The 18851-nt window shown below is 64.1% G+C and carries 18 protein-coding genes; 12 read left to right on the top strand and 6 right to left on the bottom strand.

Annotation, left to right across the window (positions count from 1 at the left end):
* Positions 1 to 141: 141 nt before the first annotated feature.
* The 8 genes from E3O25_RS07035 to E3O25_RS07000 all read left to right on the top strand — a co-directional run bounded on the left by E3O25_RS07035 (position 142) and on the right by E3O25_RS07000 (position 10383).
* Entirely contained in the window at positions 142 to 561 is a 420-nt protein-coding gene (locus E3O25_RS07035; protein WP_092111728.1) for a LysM peptidoglycan-binding domain-containing protein, read from the top strand.
* A 119-nt stretch (positions 562 to 680) separates the two neighbouring features.
* On the top strand, positions 681 to 1796 hold the full coding sequence (locus tag E3O25_RS07030; protein ID WP_241988527.1) for a histidinol-phosphate transaminase: 1116 nt from the start codon (positions 681 to 683) through the stop codon (positions 1794 to 1796).
* A 9-nt stretch (positions 1797 to 1805) separates the two neighbouring features.
* Positions 1806 to 2429: an imidazoleglycerol-phosphate dehydratase HisB gene (gene hisB, locus E3O25_RS07025; protein ID WP_092111724.1), complete on the top strand. Its 624-nt coding sequence runs from the start codon at positions 1806 to 1808 to the stop codon at positions 2427 to 2429.
* Positions 2426 to 3058, top strand: coding sequence for an imidazole glycerol phosphate synthase subunit HisH (hisH, locus tag E3O25_RS07020; protein ID WP_092111722.1), 633 nt, complete (start codon positions 2426 to 2428; stop codon positions 3056 to 3058). The genes hisB and hisH overlap by 4 nt, the downstream gene beginning before the upstream one ends.
* 94 nt (positions 3059 to 3152) lie before the next feature.
* A complete protein-coding gene (gene priA, locus E3O25_RS07015; RefSeq protein WP_092111720.1) occupies positions 3153 to 3899 on the top strand; it encodes a bifunctional 1-(5-phosphoribosyl)-5-((5-phosphoribosylamino)methylideneamino)imidazole-4-carboxamide isomerase/phosphoribosylanthranilate isomerase PriA in 747 nt (248 codons plus the stop codon).
* A 107-nt stretch (positions 3900 to 4006) separates the two neighbouring features.
* Positions 4007 to 4759 carry an SseB family protein gene (locus E3O25_RS07010; protein ID WP_241983761.1) on the top strand — a complete coding sequence of 251 codons (753 nt, stop codon included), beginning with the start codon at positions 4007 to 4009 and terminating at the stop codon, positions 4757 to 4759.
* Between the two features lie 55 nt (positions 4760 to 4814).
* Positions 4815 to 9602 carry a DEAD/DEAH box helicase gene (locus E3O25_RS07005; RefSeq protein ID WP_134360816.1) on the top strand — a complete coding sequence of 1596 codons (4788 nt, stop codon included), beginning with the start codon at positions 4815 to 4817 and terminating at the stop codon, positions 9600 to 9602.
* Positions 9595 to 10383, top strand: coding sequence for a DNA-formamidopyrimidine glycosylase family protein (locus E3O25_RS07000; RefSeq protein ID WP_134360815.1), 789 nt, complete (start codon positions 9595 to 9597; stop codon positions 10381 to 10383). Before E3O25_RS07005 ends, E3O25_RS07000 begins: the two co-directional genes overlap by 8 nt.
* 58 nt (positions 10384 to 10441) lie before the next feature.
* On the opposite strand, the gene E3O25_RS06995 is transcribed toward E3O25_RS07000, so the two are convergent.
* The 5 genes from E3O25_RS06995 to E3O25_RS06975 form a co-directional block, all read right to left on the bottom strand.
* Positions 10442 to 11596 (bottom strand): ABC transporter ATP-binding protein, encoded by a 1155-nt coding sequence (locus E3O25_RS06995; protein WP_134360814.1) that lies wholly within the window; start codon positions 11594 to 11596, stop codon positions 10442 to 10444.
* Positions 11589 to 12377 (bottom strand): ABC transporter permease, encoded by a 789-nt coding sequence (locus E3O25_RS06990; RefSeq protein WP_134360813.1) that lies wholly within the window; start codon positions 12375 to 12377, stop codon positions 11589 to 11591. Before E3O25_RS06990 ends, E3O25_RS06995 begins: the two co-directional genes overlap by 8 nt.
* The gene (locus E3O25_RS06985; RefSeq protein WP_241988526.1) at positions 12374 to 13174 is read right to left on the bottom strand and encodes an ABC transporter permease; all 801 of its coding nucleotides are present in this window, start codon (positions 13172 to 13174) and stop codon (positions 12374 to 12376) included. The genes E3O25_RS06990 and E3O25_RS06985 overlap by 4 nt, the downstream gene beginning before the upstream one ends.
* A 92-nt stretch (positions 13175 to 13266) precedes the next feature.
* The gene (locus E3O25_RS06980; protein ID WP_134360811.1) at positions 13267 to 14379 is read right to left on the bottom strand and encodes an ABC transporter substrate-binding protein; all 1113 of its coding nucleotides are present in this window, start codon (positions 14377 to 14379) and stop codon (positions 13267 to 13269) included.
* Entirely contained in the window at positions 14376 to 14960 is a 585-nt protein-coding gene (locus E3O25_RS06975; RefSeq protein ID WP_134360810.1) for a helix-turn-helix domain-containing protein, read from the bottom strand. Before E3O25_RS06975 ends, E3O25_RS06980 begins: the two co-directional genes overlap by 4 nt.
* A gap of 233 nt (positions 14961 to 15193) precedes the next feature.
* On the opposite strand from E3O25_RS06975, the gene solA reads away from it, so the two are divergent.
* Both solA and E3O25_RS06965 read left to right on the top strand, forming a co-directional pair.
* Entirely contained in the window at positions 15194 to 16315 is a 1122-nt protein-coding gene (gene solA / locus E3O25_RS06970; RefSeq protein WP_134360809.1) for an N-methyl-L-tryptophan oxidase, read from the top strand.
* The gene (locus E3O25_RS06965) at positions 16312 to 17340 is read left to right on the top strand and encodes a D-2-hydroxyacid dehydrogenase (RefSeq protein ID WP_198410966.1); all 1029 of its coding nucleotides are present in this window, start codon (positions 16312 to 16314) and stop codon (positions 17338 to 17340) included. Before solA ends, E3O25_RS06965 begins: the two co-directional genes overlap by 4 nt.
* Here the strand turns inward: E3O25_RS06965 and E3O25_RS06960 are convergent.
* Entirely contained in the window at positions 17333 to 17698 is a 366-nt protein-coding gene (locus E3O25_RS06960) for a DUF1844 domain-containing protein (protein WP_092111713.1), read from the bottom strand. The genes E3O25_RS06965 and E3O25_RS06960 overlap by 8 nt on opposite strands.
* A 187-nt stretch (positions 17699 to 17885) precedes the next feature.
* Between E3O25_RS06960 and infC the strand changes: the two genes are divergently transcribed.
* Together infC and rpmI are read left to right on the top strand one after the other, a co-directional pair.
* Positions 17886 to 18614, top strand: coding sequence for a translation initiation factor IF-3 (infC, locus tag E3O25_RS06955; protein ID WP_370448734.1), 729 nt, complete (start codon positions 17886 to 17888; stop codon positions 18612 to 18614).
* Complete coding sequence (gene rpmI, locus E3O25_RS06950) at positions 18607 to 18801, top strand: 50S ribosomal protein L35 (protein ID WP_092111710.1); 195 nt, start codon at positions 18607 to 18609, stop codon at positions 18799 to 18801. The genes infC and rpmI overlap by 8 nt, the downstream gene beginning before the upstream one ends.
* Positions 18802 to 18851: the final 50 nt, after the last annotated feature.

Raw genomic sequence — 18851 nt, 5'->3', positions numbered from 1 at the left:
GTGTGAAATTTCGGGCGAAGACCAGAAAAAGCTTGCATGTTCGATTGTTCGAAGTTATATTCGGAACATAGTTTCGCATCCGGTCCTCCCGGCCGAGGGCCGGATACGAGACTCGCAGCCCGCCAACCCCGGAGGTTTGACATGACCACAGCATGTGTACCCGCAGTATCATCCGACGACGCCCCCGTCACCCGACTTCGCCTCACTCGTCGTGGGCGAGCGGTGCTCACGACCCTCGCTGCCGTCCCGCTCGTGCTCGGTGCCCTCGCCTTCGCCGTCAATGGGGGAGCGGCCGGCGCATCGGACTCGGCCACGGGTATCGACGTCATGTCGTACACGACCGACTCGGGAATCGTTGCCACCCTGGCCTATTCGCCGACCGACGTCGGTTCCGCCCGATTCATCACGGTCGATCCCGGCCAGACCCTGTGGGACCTCGCCGAAGAGATCTCACCGTCGGAGGACCCGCGCGACGTGGTCGCCGATATCAAACGTCTGAACGCCCTCTCCGTGGAAACCCTGCAGCCCGGCCAGCGCCTGGAGATCCCCGCCGACTCCTGAATCGATCAGTACTTGAGCAGTCCAGTACTTGAGTAGTCCAGTACGTGAGCTGAACAGTACTTGAGCTGCCAGGAACAGAGGAGCGCTGGGCAGCAACACAGGGTCGTAGCATGGAGGGTGTGACCAGCCTCGATGATCTTCCGCTCCGCACCAACCTGCAAGGCCTGACCCCGTACGGTGCTCCGCAGCTACACGTGCCGGTGGCTCTGAACGTCAACGAGAACACGCACGCTATTCCAGACGCGGTCGTCCGCGATATCCTCGCCGGCCTGGCCGACGCCATCCGCTCGGTGAACCGGTACCCCGACCGCGAGTTCACCGCCCTGCGCGAGGCGCTCGCCCAGTATCTTGGCCACGGACTGGCGGCGGAGAACATCTGGGCCGCCAACGGCTCCAATGAAGTGCTCCAGCAGGTACTCCAGGCTTTCGGCGGCCCCGGACGGAGCCTGCTCGGCTTCGCACCCACCTATTCGATGTATTCCATCCTCGCGTCGGGAACCGACACCACCTGGATTCCGGGTGCCCGTGATGCTGACTACGAGCTGTCGCCCGCCACCGCCGTGCGTGAAATCGCCCGCACCAGCCCCGACATCGTTTTTCTGTGCTCCCCGAACAACCCCACCGGCACCCCGCTCTCGCTCGAGACCATCGCCGCCGTCTACGACGCAACCGATGGCATCGTCGTCGTCGACGAGGCCTACGCCGAATTCGCACCCGTCGGCACGCCCAGTGCACTCACCCTGCTGCCGGGTCGGGAACGCCTGCTCGTTTCGCGCACGATGAGTAAGGCCTTCGCCTTCGCCGGTGCCCGCGTGGGTTATCTGGCGGCCGACCCGGCGGTGACGGATGCCCTGCGACTGGTGCGTCTGCCCTACCACCTCTCCGCCCTGACCCAGGCCGCGGCCAACGCAGCCCTCGCGCACAGCACCGAGATGCTCGCGATGGTCGACGACATTCGTGCCCAACGCGACCGACTGGTGGTTGAACTGGCCCGGTTGGGCTACGCCCCACACCAAAGCTGGAGCAACTTCGTCTTGTTCGGAGGAGTCGCCGACCCCCAGGAGACGTTCACTGCTCTGCTCGCCGAGGGAATCCTCATTCGCGACGTCGGCATTCCCGGCCACTTGCGGGTGACGGCCGGCACCGAGAAGGAGACCTCCCTGTTCCTGGACGCCCTGGCTCGCCTGGGACGCCCGGATCGTTCCGGTCAAACCGAGACGGCCCGAGCCGAATAAGCTAGCGGTATGAGTTCAACTGACGGTATCTCCGCGCCCCGCGTCGCACACCTGCAACGGGAGACGAGTGAATCCAGCATTGACCTCTCGTTGAACCTGGATGGCACCGGCGTCAGCGATATCCACACCTCGGTGCCGTTCTACGACCACCTGCTGACGGCTTTTGCCAAACACTCGCTGACCGACCTCACCGTGCGCGCTTCCGGTGACATCGAGATCGACGTCCACCACACGGTCGAAGATGTGGGAATCGTGCTCGGCCAGGCTATCCGCCAGGCCCTTGGCGACAAGTCGGGCATCTCCCGCTACGGTGACGCCCTCGTTCCGCTCGACGAAGCTCTCGCGCAGGCCGTCGTTGATATCTCCGGCCGACCGTATCTCGTGCACACGGGCGAGCCGGCCGGCTTCGAATTCCACCTCATCGGCGGACACTTCACCGGCTCCATGGTTCGTCACGTCTTCGAAGCCATCACCTTTCACGCCGGATTGACCGTGCACGTCACCCTGCTGGGCGGCCGCGACCCGCACCACATCGCTGAAGCCGAGTTCAAAGCCTTCGCCCGTGCGTTCCGCCTCGCGAAGGCCCTCGACCCGCTCGTGCAGGGCATCCCGTCAACCAAGGGTGCCCTGTGACCAGGGTCGTCGTCTTCGACTACGGAACCGGCAATGTGCACTCCGCGGTGAAGGCACTCGAACTGGCCGGCGCTGACGTGACCCTGACGAGCGACCGCACCATCGCCCTGGAAGCCGACGGCCTCGTCGTACCCGGTGTCGGTGCCTTCAGCGCCGTGATGCAGGCCCTCACAGCGGTGCGGGGTGACGAGATCGTCGATCGGCGCCTGGCCGGTGACCGCCCGGTGCTGGGCATCTGCGTGGGGATGCAGGTGATGTTTGAACACGGTGTTGAGCGTGGCGTCGACACCGAGGGACTCGGCGAATGGCCCGGAACGGTCACCGAGCTTCCGGCGACGATCCTGCCGCACATGGGCTGGAACACGGTCACAAGCGCGGCGGGTTCTGAGCTCTTTCGCGGAATCGAAGAGGAACGCTTCTATTTCGTGCACTCCTACGCCGCCCAGTCCTGGGCGCTCGAGGTCATGCCGCCGTTTCCCGAACCCCGGCTGACCTGGGCAGAGCACGGCGCGCCGTTCCTGGCCGCGATCGAAAACGGACCGTTGTGCGCCACCCAGTTCCACCCGGAAAAATCGGGGGAGGCGGGCATCCGCTTGCTGAAGAACTGGATCGGAACGCTGCGCCAATAGCCCGGCGCGCCTAGACTTCACAACCCGCATCATCCGCACCGGCACCTGCCATGAAATTGGCCGCAGCACGCGGCCGCACCAATCAAGGACACCAATGAGCGAGTTCAACAAAACACCGAGGCTCGTCCTCCTGCCCGCCGTCGATGTGGCCGGCGGCAAGGCTGTTCGCCTGACGCAGGGCGAGGCCGGCACGGAAACGAACTACGGAGACCCGGTCGACGCTGCGGCCGACTGGGCCCGGCAGGGCGCCGAATGGATCCACCTCGTTGACCTCGACGCCGCCTTTGGTCGAGGCACCAACACCGGCGTGATCAAAAAGGTCATTCGTCAGGTCAAGGGTGTCAACATCGAGCTCTCCGGCGGCATTCGCGATGACGCATCACTCGAAGCGGCACTGACCACGGGCGTGAAACGCATCAACCTCGGTACGGCGGCACTCGAAAACCCGGAATGGGCAGCCAGCGTGATCGCGCAATACGGCGAAGCCGTTGCGGTCGGCCTCGACGTGCGCGGCACGACGCTCGCTGCGCGAGGCTGGACCAAGGACGGTGGCGACCTGTGGCAGGTGCTCGAACGCCTCGAAGCGGCTGGCTGTGCCCGCTACGTGGTGACCGACGTCACCAAGGACGGCACCCTGCAGGGACCGAACATCGAGCTGTTGCGTCAGGTATTGGACCGCACGCGCAAGCCGGTCATCGCCTCCGGCGGAATTTCCAGCCTCGACGACATCGAAGAGTTGCGCAAACTCGTGCCGCTGGGCCTCGAAGGCGCCATCGTTGGCAAAGCGCTCTACGCGGGCGCGTTCACCCTGGCCGAGGCCCTGGACGTCTCGGGATCGTAATGGGCAAGGCGCGTAACCTCGGCTCCACGGGCGATCCTTCTGGTCGGCCCGCTTCTTTGGGACAGCCCGGTTCTCTGAGCTCGCCGGGACAGCCCGGTGAGCCGAACGTGTTAGCCGATTCGGCCGGGCAGCCCTGGACCGGCCGAGAATTCGAGGCGAACCTGGACGCCGGCGATGACGGGTCCGCTCCAGCGGCCCTCGCAGCGGCCCTCGCCCGCTTTCACGCCCGTGAGGTCGGCGAAGAAAGCGTCATCGACGCCATCCGCGGTTCCCGCCTGCTGATTCCGCTGGTCACCAAGCTCGGGGAGGCGGCGCTGAACGCGCGCGGCCAGACGATCGACAAGACGCAGGAACTGTCGATCATCACCGTGGCCGGTCCCGACGGCCGCACCGTGCTGCCCGCCTTCTCCTCCACCGCCGCCATGACGGCGTGGAACCCCCTTGCCCGGCCTGTTCCCGCGGATGCCGTGCGTGTCGCCCTGGCGGCCGCGCAGGAAAACACCGACCTCGTGGTGCTCGATCCCACCTCGCCCAGTGAATTCGTCATTCGGCGCCCGGCCCTGTGGGCGATCGCGCAATCCTTGCCCTGGACACCGAGTTACGCCAGCCGCCACGTCGCCGACGCGTTCAGAACATCGATCGCGACGGAACTGTCGGTGCTGACCGTCGCACTCTCGGCCGGTGATCCACTGGCACGGCTCGACGGCCCCGAACTCGTCGTGCAGCTCGAGCTGGTCGACGGCCTTACCCAAGCCGATCTCGACGCGATTCTGAGTCGGCTCGGCATGCGCTGGTCGGAGAACGAGACCATCACGACCGGTGTCGACTCGCTGCGCGTCAAGCTCGTCGCGTCGGCGTGACTCGAGATTCTGCTGTGTTGAGCTCTCTGTCGGTGGTTCGGGTGAGAATGACGGTATGACCGACGTTCTCGATCGCTTCTCCCCGGCCACTCGGGCCTGGTTCACCGAGGCGTTCGCCGCGCCGACCGCCGCGCAACTAGGCGCGTGGAACGCCATTTCGCAGGGCTCGCACGCCCTCGTCGTGGCACCGACCGGATCAGGCAAAACCCTCGCTGCGTTTCTGTGGGCGATTGACCGGCTGTACACCGAGGCCGAGCCCGCCGCCATAGCCGGCACTCGCGTGCCCGGTGCTTATTCGCCCATCACTCGCGTGCCCGGTGCTCATTCGCCCATCACTCGCGTGCCCGGTGCTCATTCGCCCATCACTCGCGTGCTGTATATCTCCCCGCTCAAGGCGCTCGGCGTTGATGTTGAACGCAACCTCACCGCGCCCCTGGTGGGCATCAGCCGCTCTGCCCAACGCCTGGGCCTGGAGCCGCCGCACGTCTCCGTCGGCGTGCGCTCAGGAGACACTCCCGCTGCCGACCGGCGCAAGCTGATCACGTCGCCGCCGGATATCCTCATCACCACTCCGGAGTCCCTGTTTCTCATGCTGACCTCGGCGGCCCGCGATTCGCTGCGCGGGGTACAGACCGTCATCATCGATGAGGTGCACGCGGTGGCGGCGAGCAAGCGCGGCGCCCACCTTGCCGTCTCGCTGGAACGACTCGACGCCCTGCTCAGCCACCCGGCCCAGCGCATCGGGTTGTCGGCCACCGTACGGCCGCAGAGCGAGGTGGCTCGGTTTCTCGGTGGAGCAGCCCCCGTGCAGATCGTGGCACCGCCCGCGTTGAAGCGGTTCGACCTGCGGGTGGTGGTTCCGGTCGACGATATGAGTGATCTCGGGCCGGTCCCGCAACGCGAGGGCGTCACCTCGGCTGCGGCTCCCCAGACCGGGTCGATCTGGCCGCACGTCGAGGAAGCCATCGTCGATGAGGTGCTCGCGCATTCCTCGAGCATCGTCTTCGCGAATTCCCGGCGGCTCACCGAACGACTCACGGCACGCTTCAACGAAATTTATGCTGAACGGCTGGCCGGGGCGGAGGCATCCGCTCTGGTGGGGGCGCCTGTCCTGGTGGCTGATCTGCCGGGAGGGCTCGGCACGGTGGGGGCCACGCCAACGGTCCGTCCACCGGCTGAGCTGATGGGCGCGAGCGGTCAGAGCGCGGCCAGTGAACCGCTGCTCGCTCGCGCGCACCACGGCTCGGTCAGCAAGGAACAACGCTCTCTTATCGAAGACGATTTAAAATCGGGACGGCTGCGCTGTGTTGTCGCCACGTCCAGCCTCGAGCTCGGCATCGACATGGGTGCCGTCGACCTGGTCGTGCAGGTGGAATCACCGCCGTCGGTGTCGAGCGGGCTGCAGCGGCTCGGTCGGGCCGGACACCAGGTCGGTGAGATCTCGCGCGGGGTGATCTACCCCAAGCATCGGGCCGACCTCATCCATGCTGCCGTCGCCGCCGAGCGCATGGTGGCCGGTGCGATCGAATCGCTGCGGGTGCCCACCAACCCGCTCGACATCCTGGCCCAGCAGACCGTGGCGGCCTGCGCGCTGGAACCGATCGACCTCGAGGCCTGGTTTGACACCCTGCGGCGCAGCGCGCCGTTCGCGACCCTGCCCCGCTCCGCCTATGAGGCCACCCTCGACCTGCTCGCCGGTCGGTACCCCTCTGACCAGTTCGCCGAGTTACGTCCACGCATCGTCTGGGATCGCGACGCCGGCACCCTTACCGGCCGCCCGGGGGCGCAACGGCTCGCCGTCACGAGCGGCGGCACCATTCCCGATCGTGGTTTGTTCGGTGTCTTCATGGTGGGTGGCGACCAGGTCACCGGCAAACGCGTCGGCGAACTCGACGAAGAGATGGTCTACGAGTCACGCGTGAACGATGTGTTCGCGCTCGGCACCACGAGCTGGCGCATCCAAGAAATCACCCATGACCGGGTACTCGTCGTGCCGGCATTCGGACAGCCAGGGCGGCTGCCGTTCTGGAAGGGTGACGGCCTCGGCCGCCCGGCCGAACTGGGCCAGGCCATTGGAGCCTTCGTGCGGGAGGTCGGGAGCTTGCCACCCGGCGACGCCCGAATGCGCTGCGCTGGGGGCGGCCTCGACGAACGCGCGATCAGTAACCTGCTGGCCTTCCTCGACGAGCAGCGCGCCGTGACCGGCCAGCTGCCGACCGACCGTACCCTCGTGGTCGAACGGTTCCACGACGAACTCGGGGACTGGCGGGTCGTCTTGCACTCCCCGTTCGGCACCCCGGTACACGCACCGTGGGCGCTGGCCGTCGGTGCCCGGGTGCGGGAACGCTACGGAATCGACGGTTCCTGTGTTGCGAGCGACGACGGCATCGTCGTGCGCATCCCCGATACCGAAACCGAACCGCCCGGCGCTGAACTATTCGTCTTCGACCCCGACGAACTCGAGCAGCTGGTCACCGACGAGGTCGGCGGCTCCGCGCTGTTCGCCTCCCGGTTTCGGGAGTGTGCCGCCCGGGCCCTGCTCCTGCCCCGGTACAAGCCCGGTTCGCGCTCGCCGCTCTGGCAGCAACGGCAGAAGGCCGCGCAGCTGCTCGACGTTGCCCGCACCTTCCCCACCTTTCCGATCATTCTCGAAACCCTGCGGGAATGCCTGCAAGATGTTTACGACCTGCCGGCGCTCGGTGCGCTGGCCAGGCGGATCGCCTCGCGGGAACTGCGCCTGGTGGAGGTCACGACCGACACCGCCAGCCCCTTCGCGAGCACCCTGCTGTTCGGTTACGTCGCCGCCTTCATGTATGAGGGCGATACCCCGCTAGCCGAGCGGCGCGCCACAGCCCTCGCGATCGACTCGAGCCTGCTGGCCGAACTACTCGGGCGGGTCGAACTGCGGGAGCTGCTCGACCCCGCCGTCATCGACCAGACCGACCGGGAGCTGCAACGGCTCGCGCCCGACTACCTGGCCAAGGGCAGGGAAGGCGTCGCCGACCTTCTACGAACGCTCGGCCCGCTCAGCACCGGCGAGGTCGCCGAGCGGATGCTCCTGCCCGCCCCCGAATCACCGTCTGCGCCCGACGCTCCGCCGCCGGTGTTCGGGTCGCTGCCGGCGCCCGACCCGTCAGGTTTCGTGCTCGCCGAGGAGGCTCTGCTCGGCCTGGTCGCCGCGCGCCGCGTCATGCGTGCGAGCATCGGCGGCGAGGAGCGCTGGGCGGCGGTCGAAGACGCCAGCCGGTTGCGCGACGCTCTCGGCGTTCCGCTGCCGATCGGGGTGTCCGCCGCGTTCACCGAATCCGTGGCCGACCCGCTCGGCGACCTGGTGAGCCGCTACGCGCGTTCGCACGGACCGTTCACGACCGGCGCCGTAGCCGACCGGTTCGGCCTCGGCACCGCCGTCGTGCAGATCGCCCTCGGCCGCCTCGCCGACGCCCGACGTATCCTAGCCGGTGAATTCCGACCGAACGGCACCGGTCTGGAATGGTGCGACGCCGAGGTGTTGCGGCGTCTCCGCCGTCGTTCCCTCGCGGCGCTGCGCCACGAGGTCGAACCCGTTGATCAGCAGGCCATCGGCCGGTTCCTGCCGGCGTGGCAACACGTGGGCGGCAAGCTGCGCGGAATCGACGGTGTCGCATCCGTTGTGGAGCAGCTGGGGGGTGCGCGCATTCCGGCGTCCGCCTGGGAGACGCTCATTCTGCCCGCCCGGGTGAGTGACTACCAGCCGGGCATGCTCGACGAACTCACCAACGCCGGGGAGGTGCTCTGGGCCGGCGCGGGCACCCTCGCCGGCAACGACGGCTGGGTCAGCCTGCACCTCGCCGAAACCGCCCAGCTCACCCTGCCACTGCCCATCGATGCCCCGACGACGCCCCTGCAACAGGAAATCCTTGCGACCCTGGGCAGTGGCGGTGCCTACTTCTTTCGGCAGCTGGCCGATGCCGTCGGCAGTCAGGACGATGCCGCACTGGTGCAGGCGCTCTGGGACCTGGTCTGGGCCGGTCTGGTCAACAACGACACCTTCGCCCCGGTGCGATCGCTTCTGGCCGGCGGCCATACCGCCCACCGGCAGAGCCGAGCCGCACCCCGCGCCCGCCTGCATCGTGGGCGGTCGATGCCGCGGCCAAGTTTGCCGAGCCGCAGCGGTCCGCCCACCGTGTCGGGTCGCTGGTCGATCCTGCCGGTGGCCGACGAGTCACCGACCCGTCGCGCGCATGCGCTGGGGGAGACCCTGCTGGAACGCTACGGCGTGGTCACCCGGGGGGCGGTGATGGCTGAGAGCGTCATTGGCGGATTCTCGCTCGTCTATCGAACGCTCACCGGGTTCGAAGAAATGGCACGGTGTCGACGCGGATATTTCATTGAGGGGCTCGGCGCGGCCCAGTTCGCCACCGGCGGCACCATCGACCGGCTGCGCACCTTCGCTGTCGGGTCAACGGTCCCGTCTGGTGCAGATCGGAAGGCCGCGCTGGCCGCGATCTCCCTCGCCGCAACCGACCCGGCAAACCCCTACGGTGCCGCGCTGCCGTGGCCGACACTGCCCGGCGACACCACCCATCGCCCTGGCCGCAAATCGGGCGCCCTCGTCGTGCTCGTCGACGGAGCCCTCGTGCTGTACGTCGAGCGCGGCGGAAAAACCGTCGTCGCCTTCGAAACGGATGAGGCAGTGCTCGCCGCGGCCACCGTGAGCCTGGCCGCCCTTGTCACCACCGGTCGCGTGCAGAAGATCGCGGTGGAAACGGCCAATGGTGTGTTCGTGATCGGCAGCGACGTGGGAGCGGCCCTGCGCGCCGCCGGCTTCACCGAAACTCCGAAGGGACTGAGACTGCGTGCCTGAGGGCGATACCGTCTACCGCACCGCGCGCACCCTCGACCAGGCGCTGCACGGCAGCATCCTGACCGGCTGCGACATCCGGGTACCCGCTTTCGCGACCGTCGACCTGACCGGTCAGACCGTGCACGAGGTCGTCAGTCGCGGCAAGCACCTGCTGCACCGGGTCGGCGAGACGAGCATCCACTCCCACCTCAAGATGGAGGGAGCCTGGCACCTCTACCGGCCGGGCACCCGGTGGCAGCGGCCCGCCTTTCAGGCACGGATCGTGCTGCAGACGGCTGACTGGGTCGCCGTCGGGTTCGAACTCGGGGTGCTTGAGCTGGTACCGACCCGGGCGGAGGCCGAGGTGGTCGGCTATCTCGGGCCCGATCTGCTCGACCCAGCCTGGAACACCGCCGACAGTGCTGAGGCCGCTCAGCGCCTCGCTGCCCGGGCTGAACAACCGGTCATTCTGGCCCTCGCCGACCAGCAAAACCTGGCCGGCCTCGGCAATGTCTACGTCAACGAGCTGTGCTTTCTGCGCGGTCTGTTACCGACCCGGCCCATGGTCGAGGTCCCTGACGTGCCAGGACTCGTCAGCCTGGCCCGGCGGCTGCTCCTGGCCAACAAAGACCGCGACGAACGCACGACCACCGGTAACCTGCGCCGCGGAGCGCAGGTGTGGGTTTACGGAAGAGGCGGCCAGCCGTGCCGGCGCTGCGGCACCCCCATTCTTCGTGGCACCCTGGGCCGCAGCGACGTGGAGCAGCGCAACACCTTCTGGTGCCCGCGCTGCCAGACCTGACCGCCAGTTCTGGGCACGAAGTCCCTTGCTGCAACTGGCGGGCGGTTTGTCCTGAGCGCTACGGCAGGAACGCGATTTCGCGCGTGGTCGTCGGCAGGTCGATGAGCCCGGTTGCCGGTCCCACGATGGTCGATTCGGATGACGGCAGCAGCACGGCATCGTCGATCGCCCAGGCCAGGGTTACCTGTTCACCAGCGGCATCCGTGGCAGCACCGTCGTCCTGGATGCGAACGACGCCACCACCGGCATCCCCGACAGAGACAATGTGCCGACTGCCGTGTCCGAGGTAGGTCGACAGTTCCACTCGTGCGGCAATGCTCACGCCGACGGGCCGGTCGACGACGCCCCGCATCATGGTCACCTTCTCCGGGCGGATCATGAGACTGGCTGAGCCCAGGATTCCCCGGGGATTGTTCACGGGAATATCAAGGCCGTTCGCCTGGAAAGTCGTGCCGCGGTGGCCCGTTATGACGCCGTGGAGAAGGAGAGATTCTCCGAGGAACTTGGCCACGAAAAGGTTTTCCGGGGCTCGATACAGTTCGGCGGGCGTTCCGATCTGTTCGATGCGTCCCTCGTTGAAGACGACAATACGGTCTGAGAGCGCGAGTGCTTCATCCTGGTCGTGCGTGACGTAGACCACCGTTGTTCCCAGATCACGGTGAATAGAACGGATTTCGTCTTGCAAACGTTCGCGAAGTCCCTTGTCCAGGGCGCTCAGCGGCTCATCCATCAGTAACAGTGGAGGCTGATAGACAATTGCGCGCGCGAGTGCGACCCGCTGTCGCTGGCCGCCGGACAGGTCGCTCGGCAGCCGTTTGCTGAATGCTGAAAGATTGACCCGGTTTAGAACGTCAGACACCAGACGGGCGCGTTCGGACTTTTTGACCTTGCGCTGCTTCAACGGATAGGCGATATTCTCGGCGACCGTCATGTGCGGGAAGAGTGCGTAGCCCTGAAAGACCATGCCAATGTTGCGTTTGTGGATGGGGAGGTTGACCAGTGAGGTGCCGTCCAGCAGAATATCTCCCGATGAGGGCGACTCGAAGCCGGCAATCATGTTGAGACTCGTCGTCTTGCCCGAGCCGCTCGGGCCGAGGAATGTGATGAATTCGCCCGGCCGCACGTCGATAGAGATGTTTTTCACCGCGGCGAAGTCGCCAAAGTTTTTGTGAATCCGGGAAATAGTCAGGGCAGCGCCCGTGGAATCAGTCATGAGAGGTACTCCGTTTGGCTCGCGCAATCATTGCGAATAGTGCGACAGATGTCGTGATGAGCATGATGATCGTCGCTGCTGCGGCGATGGTCGGGTCAATCTCCCGCTGGAGGCTGCTGAACATACGAACGGGGAGAGTCTGTAGGTAGGCGTTGGAGATGAAGAGCGAGACTATGACCTCGTCGAATGACGTGATGAAGGCGAACAGAAAACCAGCCAGCACGCCGGGCCGGATCATGGGTAGCGTCACGGTGAGGAACGCCTTGACCTTTCCCGCACCACTGATCCAGGCGGCACGTTCGAGTTGCACGTCGTAGCTGGCCAACACCGATGACACGGAGATCACGACGAAGGGAATGGCGAGAACGGTATGAGCGAGCAGAAACCCCGGCCAGGTACCCACTAATCCCAGCCGGAGGAAGAGCGCGTAGACCCCGATCGCGAAGATGACACCGGGAACGAGCATGGGCAGGAGAAGAAAATTGTTGCTGGCAGCCTTCGCGAACCCGCTCATTTTCATTAGACCGTAGGCCGCGACGGTGCCGAGGATCGTGGCGACAACGGCGACCATGAGCCCGAGTTGCAGGGAATTGGCGAGTCCGCCGAGCCACGCCGGGTCGGTGAAGAAATTCTCGTACCACTGCCCGGAAAAGCCCACCGGCGGGAAGGCCAGCGACTTCTGAGACGTGAAACTGAGCGGGATCACCACAAGGCTGGGAGCTACCATCCACACCGCCACAACGACGGTGAAAATCCAGAGGAGAATGCGGGAGAACTTCATAGGCCGGTACCTCCCAGTCGTCCAATTTTGACGCCGAATATTCGGGCCACGAGACCGGTCAGCCCGAGCATGAGACCGACAAGCAGGAGAAGGGAGACCGCGAGAGCGCCGCCCTGGCCCCAGTTGAGGAGTTCGAGCACCTGGGTATAGATGGCGTTGGGGAGGAGCTGATCGCGCGGTGATCCCAGCAGCGCCGGGGTGATGTAGAACCCGAGCGACAGGATGAACACCATCAGGGCGCCGCCGACCACTCCGGGCAGCGACAGCGGCAAATACACCGTAAGGAACGACTTGGTGGGCGACGCACCCATGACTTGCGCGGCCAGGGGCAGACGTCGGTCGATCGATTGCATGACTGCGGCCAAAGGCAGAACCATGAAGGGCATCAGCACCTGGCACATTCCAATGATGGTCGCGGTTGTCGTTCCCAGGATGGACACGGGCGCTACACCGAGCGGTTCCAGGACTGAATTGAGAACGCCGTTCTGCTGCAGGATGATCACCCAGGCGAAGGTGCGCACCATCATGCTGGTCCAAAACGGCATCAATACCAGAATCATGAGAAGACCCTTGACCAGCGGCGTGGAGCTGCTCATCACATAGGCATACGGGTAGGCCAGAACGGCCGTGATGATCGTGGCGGTGAGGCCAACACTCACCGTGCGTCCCAAAACCTTGAGGTTGGAATCATTGGTGAAAAGCCAGATGTAGTTATCGAGTCCAATCTGGGGATCGGAGAAGCTCTGCCACACGATGTAAAGCACCGGCAGGAGGAACACGACGATCGTGACGATCACGGCGGGACCGACGAGCTTTATCCCGGGGGATCGCCAGAACTTGCGCTGTTTTCGGCTCGGAACGTGAGCGACCGGGACTTTCGCTGCGGGCGTCAGTTGAGCCAGCCGGACCATGCGCTGCCGAGCTCATCCAGGTTCTGACCCCAGTATTCGGCGTTCTGCGGAATCGTCACCGCCGCCACTTCCGGCTGCGATACATCGAATATGAGGGCCTCGGCGCTGAGCTTGGGCGTGGCGTTGACGTTGACGGGCGAATAGCTGGTGAGTTCCGCCATCTGGGTCTGCTGCTCAGCCCCGAGCGCGTAATTAATGTAGGCGTGCGCGGCAACAATGTTGTTGCCGCCCTTGACGATGGAAAAGCTGTCGGAGGCGAGGAACGCCCCGTCCCAGACCGGGGCGAAGTTCGCACCACTCTGGTTCGCTTCGAAGATTCGCCCGCTCCACCCGAAGATCATGTCAGCTTCGCCCGATTGAGCCATCTGGGTTTGCTCTGCGCCGGTCGACCAATAATTAAGCGAGTCTTCAATGTCAGACCATTTGTCCAGCGATCGATCCGTGTCCAGCGGGTAGAGGTCTTCCTGAGCGACGCCATCGGCCAGAAGGGCGGCCTCGAAGGTTCCTGCCGTCGGTACCGCTCGTCCGTCGACGGCACGAGTGCCGGGAAAACCATCGGTGTCGAAGAAGTCTGCCCAGCTGGACGGGGGATTGTCGCCGTATTTGTCGACATCATAGAAGATCCCATATCCGTAGCTCAGTGACGACAGAAAGCACTCGCCCGCCGGCGCGTTCTCGGGCATCGCTGACGTATCAATGAGATCAAGGTTCAGGGGCTCAAAGAGCACCCCGCAATTGGCAGCGTTCATGGTCGGGCTGGCGTTCACCACATCCCAGGACACGTTGCCCGACTCGACCTGAGCGCGAATCTTGGCGGCATCGGTTGGACCATCGGACATCACTGTTGCCCCGCTCGCGGCCGCGAAGGGTTCACTGAACGAAGCTTCCTGGCCGGATTGAAAGTCGCCGCCCCACGATACGAAGGTCATGGTGGTATCGCTCAAGAGTCCGTCTGTCACTGTGCCGACCGGCGTTCCGGCGACATCGGCAGGGAGTACAGACTCGGTTTGACTTCCGCCCTGGGCGCAGGACGTGAGAAGGAACAGCGCGGTTGTCGAAATCGCGATCGTGCTGAATAGTCGGCTCTTCATTGGATAGTTCCATTCTTGTTCAGTGGCTTGGTGCTGTGGATCACCCAGTAGAACTCGGCTGGGACTAAGCCTTCGTTGGAAATTCGATGAGAAACTGAGGAGGGGAAATCGATGGAGTCGCCGGGTGCCAAAACTTCAAGCAGTCCACCGAGCTCGACACCGATGGTTCCCTTCGTGCAGGCGATCAGTTCGATTCGCCCGGCATGAGTCAGCGCGCTGCCGGTAGAACCGTTGATGGCCAGTTCCACGCAGCAGACGTCGACGCCGGCCATCTCCGGTCGGGAGATCACAAACTTTGACCCGACGCCGTCCAGGTCGATGACTTTGCGGTCGCGCCGACGCAGAGTACGTCCCTGCGAGCTCTGGGGCCCGAAAATATCGCCGATCTTGATTGACAGGGCGGTGCAGATTCGAACGAGCGAAGCCAAACTGGCATCCGAATGGCCTCGTTCAAACTGGCTGATGAAAGACGGACTCAGACCCGAGGCCTCGGCCAGTTCCAGTTGAGTCATGCCACGGTCTCGGCGAAATTGTCGCACCCGCACGTTGATCTCCGCCAACGGGGTCGTAGCCTGGGTCATCGTTCTCCCTCCCTCTTAGCGCCTTCGATAGCGACTTCTTCGGCGTGAATAGTCTTGTTAGTGAATTCACCCTAGGTGCGAATTGGATGAGAACACCAGCACTGAAACAAACATTTAATATAATTCACTGTGATATTGACAGTGTGTTAAGTATTTGAACCGTTGTTGGTCACAGCCCGGCTGACGTGGTTTGCTGTTTGATAGTGCAATTCGCGTCTTAGAAAGGACCAGTCATGTCTCGCCTCAAAGTGGGAGTTATCGGAGTCGGAACGATGGGGGCCCAGGTGCTGTGGCAACTGAGCAAGCGCGGCGTCGATGCGGTGGGTTTTGAGCCCTATGCTCCGGGACACCCTCGAGGCGCAGCGGGCGGGGAAAGTCGGCTCTTTCGCAATATCGAGCTCGAGGACCTGCGCTACTCGCCGATCGTCGCTCGTGCCGATGAGCTCTGGCGAGACCTCGAATCCGAATCAGGACGGGTCCTCCGGCTCCTCGAGGGAGCGATCGTGATGGGATCACCAGCGCACGAGCAGATGCAAAACGCACTGCGTGCCGTGGAGCACACGGAACATCCTTACGAAATACTCGACGAAACCGAGCTGAACCGCAGGTATCCCGCGTTCGCCGTTGACCCCGGCGACATTGGCATCGTTGACCATACCGGGGGAATCATTCGGCCCGAGCTCACTGTCGCCACCGCAGCGCGAGTCGCCGTGGCCAACGGCGCGATCATCCATCGGAACACCCCCGTCCTTGATGTGGCGGAGGACGGTTCCGATGTCTGGATCACCACCGCCTCCGGCCGGGAACGATTCGACCGAGTCGTCGTCACAGCCGGCGGGTGGACGAGCCACCTGTTGCCACGAATGGAGCCCATGTTCCAGGTACGTCGGCTCATCTCCGCCTGGTTTTTCGGCCGGGAGGCACAATACCTGGACCGGGTGCTGCCCTTCATTCGCACCGAGCCGGGGTACTGCTACGGTCTTCCGGTCGCTGACCGCAGCGCGATGAAGATCGGCCTGGGTTTCGCAAATCACCTGGTGGTCGATCATGCGGATTCGGTCGAGCGCAGGGTTCACCCCGACGAAATCGAGCCCTTTCGGCGCATCATCGAGCGATACATGCCGGGTCTGGATTCTGATCCGATGCGGACCGAAACGTATATCGAGTCCTACACCCCGGATCGCCATGAATTCATCTCTGAACACCCCGACCTGCACAACATCATTGTGATGTCCGGCTTCTCCGGTCACGGCTTCAAGATGGCACCGGCCGTCGGCGAAATCGGTGCGCAACTCGCGCTGGACGGCACGACCGCACTCGACATCGAATTTCTCCGCCATCGAGGCGAACTGTGAGCGAGGTCGCGCCAGAACCGGTTGTACTCGCCATCATGACTGCCGGCAGCCGCCCGGAAATACCCCCACTTGACGGTGTCGAGCTACGGTTCGCTGAGCCAGACCAGACGGCCGAGGCGCTTGACGGCGCCGATGCCCTGCTCGTCTGGAACTTCAACGGAACCGGATTGGATGCTGCCTGGCCCCGCGCCGGCAATCTGCGGTGGATTCACATCAACAGTGCCGGTGTGGACCGAATCATCACCCCGCAAATCGTCGACAGCAAGGTTGTGGTCACGAATGCTCGCGGCGTGTTGAATGAGTCGATAGCCGAGTACGTGCTTGCCCTCATTCTCGCCTTCGCCAAGGACCTGCCGAAGACCCTCACCTTGCAGCAAGCCCACACCTGGCAGCACCGGCCCACCCAACGCCTTCGGGGCACGCGAGCGCTGGTGATCGGTCCCGGCGCAATCGGCCGTGCAATTGGTGCGCTCCTCGGGCGACTGAGCATCGCGGTAGACGCGGTGGGGAGAACCGACCGTGCCGGTGATGATGTCTTCGGTCGCGTCTTTGCACCGGCAGCGCTCCCGCAGGTGGTCGGCGACTATGATTTTGTGGTCGTCGCTGCGCCGCTGACGGAAGCCACCCGGGGGATGATCAGCGCCGAGGTCATCGCAGCGATGTCGCCCGCGGCCTGCCTCATTAATGTCGGGCGCGGACCGATTGTGGATGAAGCGGCCTTGTCGAGTGCCGTGCAGAGCAGAGCGATCAGAGGCGCCGGCCTGGACGTCTTCGAGAATGAACCATTAGAGGCGGCCAGCGCTTTGTGGACCGACGCCAACGTCATCGTTTCGCCCCATATGGCTGGTGACTTTTTTGGCTGGGAGGACGAGCTGTTGAACGTGTTCCTCGACAACCTAGACCGCTACCGTCACCGGAAGCCGCTCCGCAATGTTGTCGATCCGAGCCTGGGCTTCGTGCCGCACGACACTGATGAACCTCCGACGCACACTGATGCGGCCCAGCCGACGCCGGGAGTTAGTTGACCGGGCCGGTGTACTTCTCGCCGGGGCCCTCGCCGATCGGGTCCTGCACGAAAGATGCCTCGCGGAACGCGAGCTGCAGGGAACGCAGGCCGTCACGCAAGCTGCGCGCGTGCATGTCGGCAATGTCGGGAGCGGCGGCTGTCACCAGGCCGGCGAGGGCGGTGATGAGCTTGCGCGCTTCGTCGAGGTCAATCTGGGCGTCAGGATCTTCGGCGAGTCCACACTTCACGGCGGCGGCACTCATCAGGTGCACCGCGGCCGTGGTGATGATCTCCACAGCGGCCACATCGGCGATGTCGCGCGTTGCCTGTGCCGCATCCTGCTCGAAACTCTCATCTTGCTCAAAAGTATTGCTCACTGCATTCCTCTGCTAGGATCGTCTTTGGTTCCGGGACAATAGTCTCGGTACGAAAGTGGAGAATCTCCCACCCGCGCATACCGCTTCATCAAGGTTACCGGGTAGATTGCACTCCGCCGTCGCGTTATCACCTCCTTCGGGACGGTGACAGGGCGAGGGTAGACAGGGTGTCGTGTGATGCAGTCCGATGACAGAATCGGTCTGGAAAACGCGTGATTTTCCTCTCTTCGTCCCCCGTCGGCATCCGCTGGCTGGTTGTGACCACGAAGTTAACCAAGAGGAGAGACGCATCAGCGATCCCCGTACAAATGACCGTATACGCGTCCCCGAAGTTCGTCTCGTTGGTCCCAACGGCGAGCAGGTCGGGGTCGTGGCGATTGATGTTGCCCTGCGCCTGGCACAGGATGCCGACCTCGACCTCGTCGAAGTTGCACCCGAAGCCAAGCCGCCCGTGGCCAAGATCATGGACTACGGCAAGTTCAAGTACGAGGCTGCGCAAAAGGCCAAGGAGGCCCGGCGCAACCAGGCGAACACGATCCTCAAGGAGGTTCGTTTTCGTCTCAAGATTGACACGCACGACTACGAGACCAAGCGCAAACGCGCCGAAGGCTTCCTGAAGAGCGGTGACAAGGTCAAGGCCATGATTCTTTTTCGTGGCCGCGAACAGTCCCGACCCGACCAGGGCGTACGTCTGCTCCAAAAATTTGCCGAGGATGTCGCCGAGTACGGTTCCGTGGAATCTACTCCGATGATCGACGGTCGAAACATGGTCATGGTGATTGGCCCGTTGAAGAACAAGTCAGAAGCCAAGGCTGAGATCAACGCCCACAAGGCTGCCGAGAAGGCAGACAAGGTAGCCGATAAGGCAGACAAGGTTGCCGACAAGGCAGCGAAACAGGAGGAACCGAATGCCTAAGATGAAGACCCACTCCGGAACCAAGAAGCGTTTCAAGGTCACCGGCAGCGGAAAGATCATGAAGCAGCAGGCCGGACTTCGACACAACCTCGAAGTCAAGAGCACGCAGCGCAAGTCCCGTTTGAACCAGGACCAGGTGCTGGCCAAGTCGGATCAGAAGACCATCAAGAAGCTTCTCGGTCTGTAATTTTTTGGCCCATAAACCAGGCCTCGTCAACGAATAAGGATTTGTAAAAA

Source organism: Cryobacterium sp. TMT1-3, assembly GCF_004402315.1.
Taxonomy (GTDB): domain Bacteria; phylum Actinomycetota; class Actinomycetes; order Actinomycetales; family Microbacteriaceae; genus Cryobacterium; species Cryobacterium luteum.
The sequence above is the reverse complement of the archived record's forward strand: the minus strand, read 5'-3'. Positions and strand labels throughout refer to the sequence as shown.

What these genes read in the sequence shown, in the direction of transcription:
- E3O25_RS07035 (WP_092111728.1), top strand. Translation starts at nt 142, where the DNA reads ATGACCACAGCATGTGTACCCGCAGTATCATCCGACGACGCCCCCGTC.
- hisB (WP_092111724.1), top strand. Translation starts at nt 1,806, where the DNA reads ATGAGTTCAACTGACGGTATCTCCGCGCCCCGCGTCGCACACCTGCAA.
- priA (WP_092111720.1), top strand. Translation starts at nt 3,153, where the DNA reads ATGAGCGAGTTCAACAAAACACCGAGGCTCGTCCTCCTGCCCGCCGTC.
- E3O25_RS07005 (WP_134360816.1), top strand. Translation starts at nt 4,815, where the DNA reads ATGACCGACGTTCTCGATCGCTTCTCCCCGGCCACTCGGGCCTGGTTC.
- E3O25_RS06995 (WP_134360814.1), bottom strand. Translation starts at nt 11,596, where the DNA reads ATGACTGATTCCACGGGCGCTGCCCTGACTATTTCCCGGATTCACAAA.
- E3O25_RS06990 (WP_134360813.1), bottom strand. Translation starts at nt 12,377, where the DNA reads ATGAAGTTCTCCCGCATTCTCCTCTGGATTTTCACCGTCGTTGTGGCG.
- E3O25_RS06980 (WP_134360811.1), bottom strand. Translation starts at nt 14,379, where the DNA reads ATGAAGAGCCGACTATTCAGCACGATCGCGATTTCGACAACCGCGCTG.
- E3O25_RS06975 (WP_134360810.1), bottom strand. Translation starts at nt 14,960, where the DNA reads ATGACCCAGGCTACGACCCCGTTGGCGGAGATCAACGTGCGGGTGCGA.
- solA (WP_134360809.1), top strand. Translation starts at nt 15,194, where the DNA reads ATGTCTCGCCTCAAAGTGGGAGTTATCGGAGTCGGAACGATGGGGGCC.
- infC (WP_370448734.1), top strand. Translation starts at nt 17,886, where the DNA reads ATGACAGAATCGGTCTGGAAAACGCGTGATTTTCCTCTCTTCGTCCCC.
- rpmI (WP_092111710.1), top strand. Translation starts at nt 18,607, where the DNA reads ATGCCTAAGATGAAGACCCACTCCGGAACCAAGAAGCGTTTCAAGGTC.